Origin of the sequence: Kitasatospora sp. NPDC091335 (assembly GCF_044757205.1) — a bacterium.
GTDB lineage: Bacteria > Actinomycetota > Actinomycetes > Streptomycetales > Streptomycetaceae > Kitasatospora.
The window spans coordinates 98,279-111,764 of sequence record NZ_JBIVUM010000004.1; the positions used below are offsets into that span (position 1 = coordinate 98,279).

Sequence of the window (13,486 nt, forward strand, 5' to 3'; positions counted from 1 at the left end):
CGTCTCCTCAAGGGGCGAGCATCTCTTCGATCGCCGCGACGACCCGGTCCAGCGCCGGTTCCGTGAACAGGGTGTAGTGGTCGGCGGGCACGCTCCCGGCCCGGAACGGGCCCGTGCACACCGCCCGCCACTGCTCCTCCATGGCGGGGTGGGGCGAGGCGGTCAGCACCGTGACCGGGCCGCCGTACGAGGCCGGCGGGCGGTACTCCTGCATCGACAGGGCGCAGGACCGGAAGGTGGCGAAGCGGGAGTCCAACTCCTGCTCGGTGAGCTCCAGTTCGACGCCGAGCCCGGTCAGGGTCCGGCGGACGGCGGCCACCCCGGCGGCCGGGTCGTCCAGCACCGCGTGCACCGCGGGGCCGGTGCAGCCCGCCAGCCTGGCGACGTCGTGCACGAAGCGCTGCCGCACCGTCGGCTCGTCCAGGGGGACGGTGTCCTCGTCGTACGCGGCGTCCAGCAGGACGAGCGGCGGGCGCTGCCCGGTCTCCAGCTCGATCTGCCGGGCGACCTCGAAGGCGAGCACACCGCCGTAGGACCAGCCGGCCAGGCAGAACGACCCCGGCAGACCGCTCGCGGTCAGGGACCGCGCGATCCTGGCGGCGGTGGCCGCCATGGCGTCCGGTGGAGCGACGGCGGCGTCCAGCGGGTCGGCGGCGAACCCGGCCACCCCGATGTCCGCGCGCAGCGCCCTGACCAGCGGCATGTAGCAGAACAGCTCGCCGCCGGAGGGGTGCAGCAGGACGACCCGGGCCGGGCCCGACGCGCGCATCACCACCGGTGCCCGGTCGTCCGCCCGCGCGGCCGTCCCGGCGCCGACAGGCCCGGACAGGCCCGCCAGCGCGTCGAGCGGGTCGCCGTCGTCGCGCCGGGCGGCGCGGTCGGCGTCGATGACGGAGGCCAGGTGCGAGACGGTCGGCGAGGCGAAGAAGTCGCCGAGCGTGATCTCCACCCCGAACCTGCGGCCGATCGCCGACATCAGCTGGACGGCCTGGAGGCTGTTGCCGCCCGCCAGGAAGAAGTCGTCGCGCACGCCGATCCGGCCGCCGCGCAGCAGGGGTGCGAGCACGTCGTCCAGCAGCCGCCGTTCCGTCACGGTGAGCGACTCGTCGCCGGGGCGGTCGTCGGTGCGGCCGCGGTCGGGCGCGGGCAGCCGGCGCCAGTCGACCTTGCCGCTGCTGGTGAGCGGCAGTTCGTCGAGGACCACGAAGTACGACGGGATCATGTACGACGGCAGGCGGGTGCCGAGGTGCTCGCGCACCGCGGGCACCTGCTGCTCGGTGATCCCGGTCAGGTAGCCGACCAGGTACTTGTCCCCGCCGTCGTCGGCGCGGGTCCGCACGCTGACCGGTCCGATGCCGTCGAAGGCGGTCAACGCCGACTCCACCTCGCCCAGTTCGATCCGCAGGCCGCGGATCTTGACCTGCTGGTCGAGCCGGCCGAGGAAGACCAGCCGGCCGTCGGCCAGCCGCTTCACCAGGTCGCCGGTCCGGTACAGCCGTCCACCGGGCGCGGTGCCGAACGGGTCGGCGACGAACTTCTCGGCGGTCAGCTCGTCCCGGTCGAGGTAGCCGCGCGCCAGTCCGGCGCCGCCGATCACGAGTTCGCCGGGCACGCCGACCGGCACCTGGCGCAGGTCGCGGTCCAGCACGTGCGCCACGTGGTTGGCCATCGGCAGGCCGATCGGCGGCGAGGCGTCCCAGGTGCCGGGGCACTCCTCCACGATCACCGTGACCGTGCACTCGGTCGGCCCGTAGCCGTTGAACAGCCGACGTCCGGGGTTCCACCGGTTCACCAGCTCACCGCTGAACGCCTCGCCGCCGACGAACGCGATCCGCAGGTCGGTGAACTTCTCGGGCGCCAGCAGCGGCATGACGGTCGGGGGCAGGTCGATCACGGTGATGCCGGCCCGCTCCATCAGCGCCTGGAGCCGGTCGACGGACAGCCGTTCGTCGTCGGTCGCCAGGCACAGCCGTGCTCCGGTGAGCAGCGCCGAGAACGTCTCGAAGACGGAGACGTCGAAGGTCACCGAGGCGAACCCGAGCACCCGGTCGGCCGGGGTCAGCTCGAACAGGTCCCGGGTGGAGTCGACGAAGTTGACCACGCCGCGGTGTTCGAGCAGCACGCCCTTCGGCTTGCCGGTGCTGCCCGAGGTGTAGATGACGTACGCGACGTCGTCCGGCCGCGCGGCGAGCGGCGGGTTCCCGCCGGGCAGCGCCGCCAGCTCCTCGCGGACGTCGTCCAGCGTCACGACGGGCGCGCCGGCCTCGGCCACGGCCCCGCCGGTCCCGGTGTGCGCGATCACCGCGCGCAGGTCCGCGTCGGAGGCGATCTCCGCGACGCGGGCGGGCGGGTGCGCCGGGTCGAGCGGCACGTAGGCCGCGCCGGTCTTGAGCACCGCGAGGATCGCGGTCGGCACGTCCACGGTCCTGTGCAGACAGAGGCCGACCCGCATGCCGGGCCCGACGCCGCGCCCGCGCAGCAGGGCGGCGAGCCGGTTCGCCCGGGTGTTGAGCTCGGCGTAGCCGGTCTCGACGCCGTCGACGAGGACCGCCACGGCGTCCGGAGCCTCCCGGACGCGGGCCTCGAACTCGGCCACGACGGTGGATTCGCGGATCGGCCGCACCGGCCCGCGGCCGACCTCGGCCAGGAACGCCAGGTCCGCCGGGCTCAGTACCTCGGCGGCGGACAGCGGGGTGTCCGGGGCGGCGGTCAGGGTGCGCAGCAGCCCGTCGTAGTGCCGGGCGAACCTGGCGACGCTCGCGGCGTCGAACAGGTCGGTGTTGAACTCGACGCGCAGCACGGCGTCGGCGCCGGGAGCGGTCCGCTCCGCCAGGCTCCAGCTCATGTCGAACCGGGAGCCGCGGACGCGGACGCTCTCGCGCGAGGTCTCGATGCCCGGCAGGGCGGTCGCGAGGTCCTGGTCCTGGTCCTGGTCCCGGTCCGGGGAGGCCACGCCGAACACGATCTGGAAGACGGGGGAGCGGGACGGGTCGAGGACCGGGTCGGCGGCGGCGACCAGCCTGTCGAGGGACAGGCCGCCCCTCTCGTACGCCTCGGACGTCACGCGCCCGACCCGCCGGACCAGTTCGCGGAAGGTCGGGTCGCCGGAGAGGTCCGTGCGCAGCACCCGCAGGTCGGTGAAGGGGCCGACCACCGGGGACACGGCGTCGTGCGGCCGGTCCGGGTCGGGCGAGCCGATCACCAGGTCGTCCAGGCCCGAGTAGCGGTGCAGCAGGGTGAGGAACGCGGCGGTGAGGACGTCGGACGGGCTCGCGCCCTCCTCCCCGGCCAGCTTGCCCGCCCGCCGCACGCCCTCGTGCCCGACGGGGAAGCTGTCGGCGCCGCCCGCGAAGGTCCTGGCGTCGCCGCGCGGCCGGTCCGTCGGGAACTCCAGGACCTCGGAGCCGGCCAGCTTCTCCCGCCAGTACGCGGCCGCCGCGTCCAGGTCGGCGGTGCGCCGCCGGGCGCGCTGCCACACCGTGAAGTCGGGGTACTGCACGGGGAGTTCCGGCAGTCGCGGGGCGTCGCCGGCGAGCCGCGAGCGGTAGCACTCGGCGAGGTCGCGGGCCAGCACGTCCCGCGAGCGGGCGTCGCACACCACGTCGGGCAGGTCGAACAGGAAGAGGTGGTCGTCCGGCGCCACCCTGACCAGCAGCGCGCGCCAGACCGGCATCCTGGCCGGGTCGAACGGTGCCCCGCTCCGGGCCTCCACCAGGGCCCGCGCGGCGGCGAGCCGCTGCCCGTGGTCCGCGCCCTCGGCCTCGACCAGCGGCAGTTCGACCGGGACCTCGGGGACGACCACCTGCATCGGGCCGCCCTCGCGCTCCACGATCACGGTCCGCAGCGCGTCGTGCCGGGCGACGACCGCGGCCAGCGCGGAGCGCAGCGCCCGCGCGTCCAGGCCGCCCCGCAGGCGCAGGCACAGCGGCATTCCGCCGACCGGGGCGTCCGGTGCCGGGCCGTCGAGGAACCGGAGGGTCTCCTGCGCGGGCGACAGCGGCACCGGACCGGTGTCGCCGCGCGGCGTCGGGCCCCGCTCCGCCGCTGCGCGCGCCTGCTCCCGCAGCCGGGCGAGGAACCGGGTGCGGCGCTCCGCCGGCAGCGCGGCGAGGCGCTGGGTCAGGTCGGTCACCGCAGGCTCCTCTCGGGCCGGGGCGCCGCGGCCTCCGGGGCGTCCGCGCGCACGGGCAGCTGCGCCAGCTCCGTGACGGCGAGGGTCAGCACGTCGATGCCGCGCAGGTAGTCGGACAGCACGATGTGCTCGTCGTCGGCGTGGTCGAGGCTGCTGTCGCCCGGGCCGTAGGTGGCCATCGGGACGTCCCAGACCTCGGCCAGGGTGTTCATGTCCGAGGTGGCCGTCTTCACCACCAGGCGCGGCTGGGCGTGCAGTCGCCGGACCCCGGACACCAGGGCGCGGACCACCGGGTCGGACCGGCCCACCCGGCAGGCCGCCACCGAGTTCACCACGTCCAGGTCGCCGGCCGTCAGCCGCTCGCGCAGCGCGCCCACCAGGGCGTCGACGTCGAATCCCGGCGGGATGCGGATGCTGAGGTCGGCCGTCGCCGAGGTCATGTCGGCGTTGAGCCGGCAGAGCGTCGCGCCCGGCTGGGCGAACACGCCGTGGCTCGCGTCCGGGCCGAGCAGGTCGACCAGCGCGTCCCAGCAGGCGACGGCCAGTTCGGAGGCCTTCGGCGCCGGGTTGCTCGGGTGGGTGGCGGGGCACTTGACGGTGTAGCGCAGGTCGAGCTTGCCCTTGTAGCCGAGCACCACGCTCGACCAGCCGCTGGGTTCGCCGATGACCAGCGCGTCCGGCCGCTGGTGGGCGGCCCGGATCGCCATCGCGCCACGGGAGCGCGGGGTCTCCTCCTCGACGACGCCGATCACCACCAGCCGGCCGGCGAAGTCCACCGCGCCGGCCGCGGCGCAGATCATCGCGGCGAGCGGGCCCTTGGCGTCCACCGCGCCGCGGCCGTACAGCCGGCCGTCCTCGGAGCGGACCCGGACCTGGCCCGAGACGGTGTCCATGTGGCCCAGCAGCATGACGGTCGGGCCGTCACCGCGTTCGATGACGCCGATGACGTTGCCCACGCCGTCGATGTGGGTCAGGAAGCCCAGGTCCGTCATCGCCTCGGCCAGGTAGTCGGCCAGCGCGCGCTCCTGGTAGGACGTGGAGGGGATCTCCAGCATGTTGCGCAGCAGTCCGACGGCGTACGTCTCGGTGACGCTGCCGGAGGATGTGAACGCCCAGTTCATCGTTGCGCTCGCTCCAGTAGGCGGCCGACGATGTGGTCCGCGACGTCGACCCGGTCGCCGAGCGCGGATTGGAAGCCGGAGAACTCGACCCGGTGGTTGACCTCCAGCACCAGCAGCCGGCCGTCCCGGTCCTCGATCAGGTCGACACCGGCGATGTCCGCGCCGACGGAGGAGGCGGCGGCGAGCGAGAGCTTGGTGATCTCCGCCGTCGCCTCGCACGGCCGGGTCTGCCCGCCGAGGGCCACGTTGGTGCGCAGGGCCTCACCGCTCCGGTAGACGGCGCCCAGCACCTCACCGCCGACCACGATCACCCGGATGTCCCGGTCGGGCTTGTCGATCAGCTCCTGCACGTACCCGAGGTGCGACTGCGGGCCCGGCAGCGCGGCGACGTACTCGAGCACGGCCTCCGCGGTGGCCCGGTCGGCCAGCGGGACCACCAGCCGGCCCCAGGAGCCGACCAGCGGTTTGATCAGGGCCGGGTAGCCGATGGAGTCCAGGGCCTCCAGCGTGGCCTGCGGCGTGAGGCCGAGCGCGGTGCGCGGAGTCGGCACCCCGGCCGTCAGGAAGGCCAGGGTGGTGCGCCACTTGTCGCCGCAGACCTCGGTGGCGTCCGGGCTGTTGACCACCTCGACGCCCGCGGCGTCGAGGCAGCGGGCCGCGTACTCGGCGCGGACCTGGCCGATCTCCCGGTTCAGCGCGAGCCCCCAGGGCAGGCCGTGCTGCCCGGCCGGGAACCACTGCCGGCGGGTGTCGACGTGCTCGAAGGGGACGCCGCGCCGGTCGAAGGCGTCGAACAGCCGTTTCTCGTCCGCGCCGATCCTGCTGGCGAGTACCGCGATCCCGCGGTCCCCCGGGCGCTCTGTCGCTGACACGTGACCTCCGTATTAGGGGCACTGATTGACCGGACGGTACAACCGGCCTGACGCGTGAATAGGAAACTACGAGCAGGCCGGCCCCGGGCGCGTCCGCGACAAGTTCAGGCCCGGGGACGCACCGTGATGACTTTCACCCCCGGCGACTGCGAAGTCTGCTTACCCGGGTCCGGTCGCACCCGTGCCACGCTGGACCGGATTCGCATACCTGCCGCATTGACCGGTGCGCGCTTTTCGTTCGGCTGCGTCCAGCCGCGTCGGAGACGAGGGGGAAATCGTGGGACACACATCGGACCGGATACCGGTGCTCGCATTGTGGAGCGCGCCGCGCTGCCGATCCACCGCGTTCGCGCGGATGATGACGGAACGGGACGACCGCGTCGTCGTGCACGAGCCGTTCTCCCGGGTGGTCGACTTCGGCGAGGTCGAGGTCGGCGACCGGGTCGCGCACACCGAGCAGGACGTGCTCGCGCGGCTGCGCGCCATCGCGGCGGAGAAGCCGGTGTTCTTCAAGGACACCACGGACTTCCACTACCCGGCGCTGCTCGCCGACGAGGACTTCCTCGCGGCCGCGACCCACACCTTCATCATCCGGCACCCGGCCGAGGCCATCGCGTCGCACCATGCGCTCAACCCGGACCTCGGCCGCGACGAGATCGGCTTCGCCCGGCTGTACGAGATCTTCACCGCCGTGCAGAACGCCACCGGGACCACGCCGGTCGTGGTCGACTCCGACGACCTGCTCGACCGGCCGGCCGAGACCGTGCGGGCGTACTGCGCGGCGGTGGGCATCCCCTTCGTCCCGGAGGCGCTCAACTGGGGGGCGGGGATGCGGTCGGAGTGGCAGACCACCAGCAAGTGGCACCAGTCGACCAGCGAGACCACCGGTTTCGCGCGCGGCCGCAGCGACGGCGCCGAGAAGGTCGCCGCGGACCCGGTGCTGCGGGCCCACCGCGACTTCCACCTGCCGTACTACGAGAAGCTGCGCGCCGCCGCGCTCCGGCCGTAAGGCCGCGAAGCCGAGAGGCCGTGAGGGCGTGAAGGTGCGAAGTCGTGAATCCGGGAGCGGCCGGCCGGAATACCCGGCGGGACCGCCCGGCGGCCGTCCCGGTCCGGCGGCCGGGACATTCGAAGGCGATCGCGGGACGGACGGACACCGCGAGCCAGTCATCCAGTGCGGAATGCGAAAAGGCTTTCCAGTGAGGTGGGTCACTTGACGGGCATTTCGGTGTCCTCCGCCCGAGCCGGACTGTGCGAACCGGTCGACATATCCGGCCATCGCAACAACACGGCCATCTCCGCGGCGACGGAGACCAGGGCGGGGAAATTCAATGTGTGGGGAAACTCGTTCGCCGCCGAGTACCTGCCGGAGGGCAAGAGCCTCGTCCACGTGGACGGAGTCCCCTTCGAGTTCCCTCCGGTCTGCGAAGGACCGGACAACGTCCGCTGCGCCGGACAGTTCATCCGCGTCCCCGAGGGCCGCTACGACTGGGTGCACGTCCTGGCCGCGTCCGAACGGCGCTGCGAGGACACCGTCGAGCTGAACTTCGCCGACGGCTCGGTCGACGCGGAACCGCTGCGGATCTCCGACTTCTGGGCGGCGCCCGCGTGGTTCGGCGAGGTCAAGGCGTTCGAGAGCCTCGTCATGCACTACCCGCACCACGTGCAGCGGGGCGTTCCCGCGGTCATGTGGGCGCAGCGCGTGCCGGTCACCCGGCGGGCCGGCCTGACCGGCATCCTGCTGCCCCGCAACGTCGCGGTGCACGTCTTCGCGGTCACCCTCCAGCGGACGGAGCCCTGACATGACCGTCGAAGCGACGGCCCGGACGTACCACATCACCGGCCCCGAACCGGAGTTGTGGTACCGCGACCTGGTCAGCTGCCTCCAGGCCACCTTCGGTTCGCTCCTGGTCCGGGAGGGCGCCGACCCGCTGGCCGTGCTCGGGGCGAGCTGGCGGTTCCTGCACCTGCCGGGGGACGTCAGGTCCGAGGAGTTCTACTACCCGTGCCCCGACCAGGAGTCCGGCGGCCCCGACCTCGGCGCCGCCCTGGCGCCGCACCACGGACTGCACTCGCGCTGGTGGCAGCCCGCCGACGAGGACGACGTCTGGCGGGAGGTCCGCGAGTCGCTGGCCGGCAACCGGCCGGTCATCGCCGCCGTGGACAACTTCCACCTGCCGTTCCGGCCCGCGTACGGCGACGTGCACGCCGCCCACCTGGTGGTGGTCTACGGCCTGGACGAGACCCGCGGGGTGGTGTACGTCTCGGACGCGATGCCGCCGGCCTTCCGCGGCGCCGTCCCGATCGAGGAGTTCCTGCGCAGCTGGGGCTCGGCGAACCCGACCGACGTCCAGGACGCGTTCTTCAGCGACTCGCGGATCGGCCGGCGCTGCCTCGACGTCCGCCTCGACGCCCCGCCCGCGCCGCTGACCCCCGAACTGCTCGGCGGCTACCTGCGCACCGACGTCGAGGGCTTCACCACGGCCGGCCCGGCCCGTACCGGCCTCGCCGGGTACGACGAGTTCGCCGCGGAACTCCTCGACCGCTGCCGGGCCGGGGACGCCGGCGCGCTGCGCGAGCTGTACCCGTTCGGCTGGGGGATGCAGGCGCAGGCCTCGCTGCACGGCGAACTGCTGCGCCGCTGCGGCCGGCAGTGGGACGACCCGGCGCTCGCCGGCGCCGGACGGGCCGTCGAGGCCGTCGCGCACGCGTGGACCGGGCTGCGGTTCACCGGCGCGCACGGCCTCCAGGACCCCCGTGCGGCCGCGGCCGACATCGCGCACCACGCCACGGTGCTGCGCGGCGCGTACGCGCGTGCGGTCGACGCCGTCGGCGCCGTGGCGGCGCGACTGTGACCGCCCGCAGTTCGACCACCGTGACGCTCTGGACGGGAGAATGATGAGCAAGCTGGCAGCATTGGGCGGTACCGCGGCCGTGCCGAGGGAGCGGCGCCGGGTGGAGTGGCCGCTGATCGAGGACGAGGACCGCAAGGCCGTCCTCGACGCGCTCGACGGCCCGCGGCTGGTGTCCGACACGGACGGCGTGAACGCCGTCTCCATCCTGGAGGAGAGCTGGGCCCGGCGCTTCGGCTTCGGGCACTGCGTCGCGGTGTCCAACGGCACCGCGGCCCTGTCCCTCGCGCTGGCCGCGCTCGGCGTCGGGCCCGGGGACGAGGTGATCGTGCCCGCGCTCAGCTTCATCGCCACCGGGCTCGCCCCGGTCCACCAGATGGCCGTGCCCGTGTTCGCCGACATCGACCCGGTCACCTTCAACATCGATCCGGACGACATCGAGCGCCGGATCACCGACCGGACCAGGGCGATCATCCCCGTGCACCTGCACGGCGCGCCCGCCGACATGGACCGGATCACCGAGATCGCGGCCAGGCACGACCTCAGGGTGGTCGAGGACGCCGCCCAGGCGCCCGGGGCGACCCACCGCGGGCGGCCGGTCGGCGGGATCGGCGACGCGGGCTCGTTCAGCCTCCAGGTCAGCAAGAACATCCCGACCTGCGGCGAGGGCGGCCTGCTGGTCACCGGCGACGACGAGCTGGCCGGGGCGATGCGCCGGGGCCGGCAGTTCGGCGAGGTGATCGAGGCCGGCCGCGAGCGCGACTACGTCTCGTACGGCCTGGGCTGGAACCACAAGATGAACGCCCTCCAGGCCGCGTTCACCGTCGCGCAGCTCGCCCGGTTCGACGAGTACGAGCGCGCGCGGCAGCGGAACATCACCGGGTTCCTCGCGCGGCTCGCGAAGCTGCCGGGGCTCCGGGTGCCGACCGCGCTCCCCGACACCACCCACGCCTGGCACATCCTGCGGTTCCGGTTCGACCCGGCCGCGTTCGGTCTGGACGGGGTGCGGCCGGAGGCCCTGCGCTCGACCGTGCGGCGGCTGCTGCGCGCCGAGGGCGTGCCGATGTCGCAGTACCAGCTCATGCCGCTGCCCGACCAGAAGGTGTTCGTGGACCGCGTCGGCTTCGGCTCGGGCCACCCGTGGGCGGTGACCGGCGCGCCCGGCACGGTCGCGGGGGAGGGCTATCCGGTGACCCGCGCGGTCATCGCCGACTCCCTGACCATCCAGAAGCGCCACCTCCACCCGGGCTCGGGGGACCTGCTCGCCCTGTACGCGGACGCCTTCGAGAAGGTGTGGCAGAACCTCGACATGGTGGCCACCCTCGCGAAGGCGGCGTCGTGACCACGGGTCAGCTCCTGGAGCGGGACTCGCTGGAGGCGGTCGCCGCCCGCATCCGCGCGCACGTCGTCGACATGTGCGCGGGCCCCGAGGGCGGTCACCTCGGCGGTGCGTTCTCCTGCGCCGACGTGCTCACCGCGCTGTACTTCTCGGTGCTGAACGTGGACCCGCGGCGGCCGGACGACCCGGACCGCGACCGCTTCCTGCTCAGCAAGGGCCACGCCGCCGTCGGCCTCTACGCGACGCTGGCCGAACGGGGGTTCTTCCCGGTCGCGGAACTCGCCGGATACGGCCGCCCCGGCAGCAGGCTGATGGGCCACCCGGTCCGGGCGGTGCCCGGCGTGGAGCTGCCGACCGGATCGCTCGGCCACGGCCTCGCGCTGGGCTGCGGCTTCGCGCTGGCCGCCCGCTACGCCGGCCGCGCCTCGCGCAGCTTCGTGCTGCTCGGCGACGGCGAGCTCCAGGAGGGCTCGGTGTGGGAGGCGGCCATCGCGGCCGCGTCGCTGCGGCTGGACCGGCTGGTCGCCGTGGTGGACCGCAACGGACTGCAGCTGACCGGCGCCACCGACGGCATCGCGCCGATGGAGCCGCTGGCCGACCGCTGGCGCAGCTTCGGCTGGGCGGTCCGTGACGTGGACGGGCACGACCCGGCCGCACTGGCGGAACACCTCGCCGCCGCCCCGTGGGAGCCGGGCAAGCCGAGCGTGCTGATCACCCGCACGGTCAAGGGCCAGGGGCTCCCGTTCCTCGCCGGCCGCAGCGCCAGCCACTACGTGACGCTGTCGCCGCGCAACCACGCGCGGGCGATCCGCGCCCTTTCCACGGAGGCCGCCGAATGAGCCGTGCGACCCGAGAGGCCTACCGGGACAGGCTGCTCGCCCTGCTGGGCGGGCACCCCGAGCTGATGTGCCTCGACTCCGACACCGGCCTGTTCGGCGCCGAGCACGCCGCCGCGGCCGGCGACCAGTACCTCAACCTCGGCATCGCCGAGCACAACCTGATGGGCATCGCGGCCGGGATGGCCGCGTCCGGGCGGATGCCGTTCGTCAACACGATGGCCGCCTTCGCCACGTCCAGGGCCCTGGAACCGATCAAGATCGACATCGCCTACAACAAGCTGCCGGTCCGCATCGCGGCCACCCACGGCGGCCTGGCCGCCGGCCACCTCGGCCCGACCCACCAGGCCCTGGAGGACCTCGCCGTGATGCGGGTCCTGCCCGGGATGACCGTGGTGGTCCCGGCCGACGCCGCCGCCACGGAGGCGTTCGTCGAACAGAGCCTGGAGCTGGCCGGACCGCTCTACCTCCGGCTCGGCCGCAAGCCGTCCCCGGCGCTGCCCGCCGTCCCGCCGCCGGTCATCGGGAAGGCGCAGACGCTGCGGCAGGGCGGCGACGTGGTGCTCGCGAGCTGCGGCCCGTACCCGGTGCTCGCCTGCCTCGCGGCGGCGGACCTCCTCGCCGGGCAGGGCATCGAGGCGACCGTGCTGAACATGCACACGCTGCGGCCGTTCGACACGCGGACGCTGGTGGCCGCCGTCCGGCCGGCCTCGCTCGTGGTGACCCTCGAAGAGCACTGGCGCAGCGGCGGCCTGGGCGGCGCGGTGGCCGAGGCGGTGGCCGAGGAGGCGCCCACCCGGGTGCTGAGGCTGGGCATGCCGGACCGGTTCGTCGACGAGGTCGGCAACCAGGAACACCTGGTCGCGCACTACGGCCTCACCGCGGAGCGGGTGGTGCGGACCGTCCGCACCGCCCTCGACGCGGCGGCCCGCGCCGGGCGGACCGAGCGAGTGGACGTCACCGCGTGACCACGGCACGGGAGTCGGGGCCCGTCACGACCGAGCTGCCACCGTCGTCGCACGTCATCGTGGTCAACCGCTGGGGTGAGCGGTACGCGGAGTACGCCGGCTACATCGACCACCGGTACCACCGGGTGACGTACGTGAGCACCGAGGTGGGGCTCGCCTCCGTGCCCGGGTCGGCGGCCGGCGTCGCCGTGGTGAAGGCCACCGACGACCTGCCCGAGGTCACCGCGGCCGTCGAGGACCTGGTCCGGCGGTACGGGCGACCCGAGCGGATCGTCGCGCTCAAGGAGGACGACCTCCTGGCCGGGGCCGCGCTGCGCGAGCGGTGGCAGGTCCCCGGGCCGCGGACCGACCAGCTGCTGCCGTTCCGGGACAAGCTGGTGATGGTCGCCAAGGTCGCCGCGGCGGGCCTGTCCGTCCCGGACTTCGCCCCGGCCCCGGACGCCGGCAGCGTGCTGTCCTTCGCGCGGGTCCACGGGTGGCCGGTGATCGTCAAACCGACGATCGGCAGCTCCAGTTCGGGCGTCGTCCGGATCGACACGCCCGAGGAGCTGGCCGGGCTGCGCTTCGACGACGGGCCGTACCTGGTCCAGACGTTCGACCCGAACCCGATCTTCCACGTCGACGGCTCCGGCGACGGCGACACGGTGTCCGTCGTCCGGGCGTCCCGCTACCTCAACAACTGCATGGACTTCCGCGGCGGCACCGTCCTGGGCTCCGTCGAGGAGAGCGATCCGGCGCTGGAGCGGCTCGTCGCCGACTTCGCCGGGCGGGTCCTGCGCGCGCTCACGGACCGGCCCACCGTGTTCCACCTGGAGGTGTTCGTCGACCGTGCGGCGGGGACGTGCACCTTCCTGGAGATCGGCGCCAGGGTCGGGGGAGCGGAGATCCCGCTGCTGTGGCGGGAGATCCACGGACTCGACCTGATGGAGGTCGCGTTCCGCAACCAACTCGCCCTGCCCCCGCGGGCGTTGCCCGCGCTGCGCGGCGAGGAGGTCGGCGGCTGGCTGCTCGTCCCGGCGCCGGAGAGCAGGCCGTGCCGGATCACCGCGGTGACGTCCATGCTCGGGCGGTCGCCCGGCCCGTACGCCGAGGTGGTGCTGGAACCGGGCGAGGTGCTGCCGGAGGCCGACTCCTACTACGAGCACGTGGGCGGCAGGTTCCGCTTCCGCGGCACGTCCACGGCCGCCGTGGAGGAGGCCGTCCAGCGCACCGCGGCGGCGTTCCGGGTGGAGGCGGAGCCGCTGATCCAGGTGTGCTGACCCGTGGACCGGCGCGTGGCCGGTGCCTCAGGGCGTGTCCCGCGGACCCGGAAGGGGCCCCCGGGGCACGCCCTGCCGGCGTTCCGGGCCGGCCGGGTGCCCGCGGA

General features: G+C 74.0%; 10 protein-coding genes. 7 read left to right on the forward strand and 3 right to left on the reverse strand.

Annotation, left to right across the window (positions count from 1 at the left end; all coding sequences use genetic code 11):
• Positions 1 to 7: 7 nt before the first annotated feature.
• Genes ACIQOW_RS11920 through ACIQOW_RS11930 form a run of 3 tightly spaced genes read right to left on the reverse strand, consistent with a single transcriptional unit; the run spans position 8 to position 6,125 of the window.
• Complete coding sequence (locus ACIQOW_RS11920) at positions 8 to 4,132, reverse strand: amino acid adenylation domain-containing protein (protein WP_401083132.1); 4,125 nt, start codon at positions 4,130 to 4,132, stop codon at positions 8 to 10.
• Complete coding sequence (locus ACIQOW_RS11925) at positions 4,129 to 5,253, reverse strand: M20/M25/M40 family metallo-hydrolase (RefSeq protein WP_401083135.1); 1,125 nt, start codon at positions 5,251 to 5,253, stop codon at positions 4,129 to 4,131. Before ACIQOW_RS11925 ends, ACIQOW_RS11920 begins: the two co-directional genes overlap by 4 nt.
• Complete coding sequence (locus ACIQOW_RS11930; protein ID WP_401083138.1) at positions 5,250 to 6,125, reverse strand: RimK family alpha-L-glutamate ligase; 876 nt, start codon at positions 6,123 to 6,125, stop codon at positions 5,250 to 5,252. The genes ACIQOW_RS11925 and ACIQOW_RS11930 overlap by 4 nt, the downstream gene beginning before the upstream one ends.
• Positions 6,126 to 6,402: 277 nt before the next feature.
• Between ACIQOW_RS11930 and ACIQOW_RS11935 the strand changes: the two genes are divergently transcribed.
• The 7 genes from ACIQOW_RS11935 to ACIQOW_RS11965 all read left to right on the forward strand — a co-directional run bounded on the left by ACIQOW_RS11935 (position 6,403) and on the right by ACIQOW_RS11965 (position 13,379).
• Complete coding sequence (locus tag ACIQOW_RS11935; RefSeq protein WP_401083141.1) at positions 6,403 to 7,134, forward strand: sulfotransferase family protein; 732 nt, start codon at positions 6,403 to 6,405, stop codon at positions 7,132 to 7,134.
• Between the two features lie 324 nt (positions 7,135 to 7,458).
• The gene (locus ACIQOW_RS11940; RefSeq protein WP_401083144.1) at positions 7,459 to 7,926 is read left to right on the forward strand and encodes a hypothetical protein; all 468 of its coding nucleotides are present in this window, start codon (positions 7,459 to 7,461) and stop codon (positions 7,924 to 7,926) included.
• 1 nt (position 7,927) lies between these two features.
• Complete coding sequence (locus ACIQOW_RS11945) at positions 7,928 to 8,980, forward strand: BtrH N-terminal domain-containing protein (RefSeq protein WP_401083147.1); 1,053 nt, start codon at positions 7,928 to 7,930, stop codon at positions 8,978 to 8,980.
• Positions 8,981 to 9,023: 43 nt separating this feature from the next.
• A complete protein-coding gene (locus tag ACIQOW_RS11950; protein WP_401083150.1) occupies positions 9,024 to 10,319 on the forward strand; it encodes a DegT/DnrJ/EryC1/StrS family aminotransferase in 1,296 nt (431 codons plus the stop codon).
• Entirely contained in the window at positions 10,316 to 11,155 is an 840-nt protein-coding gene (locus ACIQOW_RS11955; RefSeq protein WP_401083153.1) for a transketolase, read from the forward strand. Before ACIQOW_RS11950 ends, ACIQOW_RS11955 begins: the two co-directional genes overlap by 4 nt.
• Complete coding sequence (locus tag ACIQOW_RS11960; RefSeq protein WP_401083156.1) at positions 11,152 to 12,120, forward strand: transketolase family protein; 969 nt, start codon at positions 11,152 to 11,154, stop codon at positions 12,118 to 12,120. Before ACIQOW_RS11955 ends, ACIQOW_RS11960 begins: the two co-directional genes overlap by 4 nt.
• A complete protein-coding gene (locus ACIQOW_RS11965; RefSeq protein ID WP_401083159.1) occupies positions 12,117 to 13,379 on the forward strand; it encodes an acetyl-CoA carboxylase biotin carboxylase subunit family protein in 1,263 nt (420 codons plus the stop codon). The genes ACIQOW_RS11960 and ACIQOW_RS11965 overlap by 4 nt, the downstream gene beginning before the upstream one ends.
• The last annotated feature ends 107 nt before the right edge of the window (positions 13,380 to 13,486 follow it).

Excerpts from the sequence above, each read along its gene's own strand:
- ACIQOW_RS11925 (WP_401083135.1), bottom strand. The coding sequence starts at position 5,253 with ATGAACTGGGCGTTCACATCCTCCGGCAGCGTCACCGAGACGTACGCC.
- ACIQOW_RS11945 (WP_401083147.1), top strand. The coding sequence starts at position 7,928 with ATGACCGTCGAAGCGACGGCCCGGACGTACCACATCACCGGCCCCGAA.
- ACIQOW_RS11950 (WP_401083150.1), top strand. The coding sequence starts at position 9,024 with ATGAGCAAGCTGGCAGCATTGGGCGGTACCGCGGCCGTGCCGAGGGAG.
- ACIQOW_RS11960 (WP_401083156.1), top strand. The coding sequence starts at position 11,152 with ATGAGCCGTGCGACCCGAGAGGCCTACCGGGACAGGCTGCTCGCCCTG.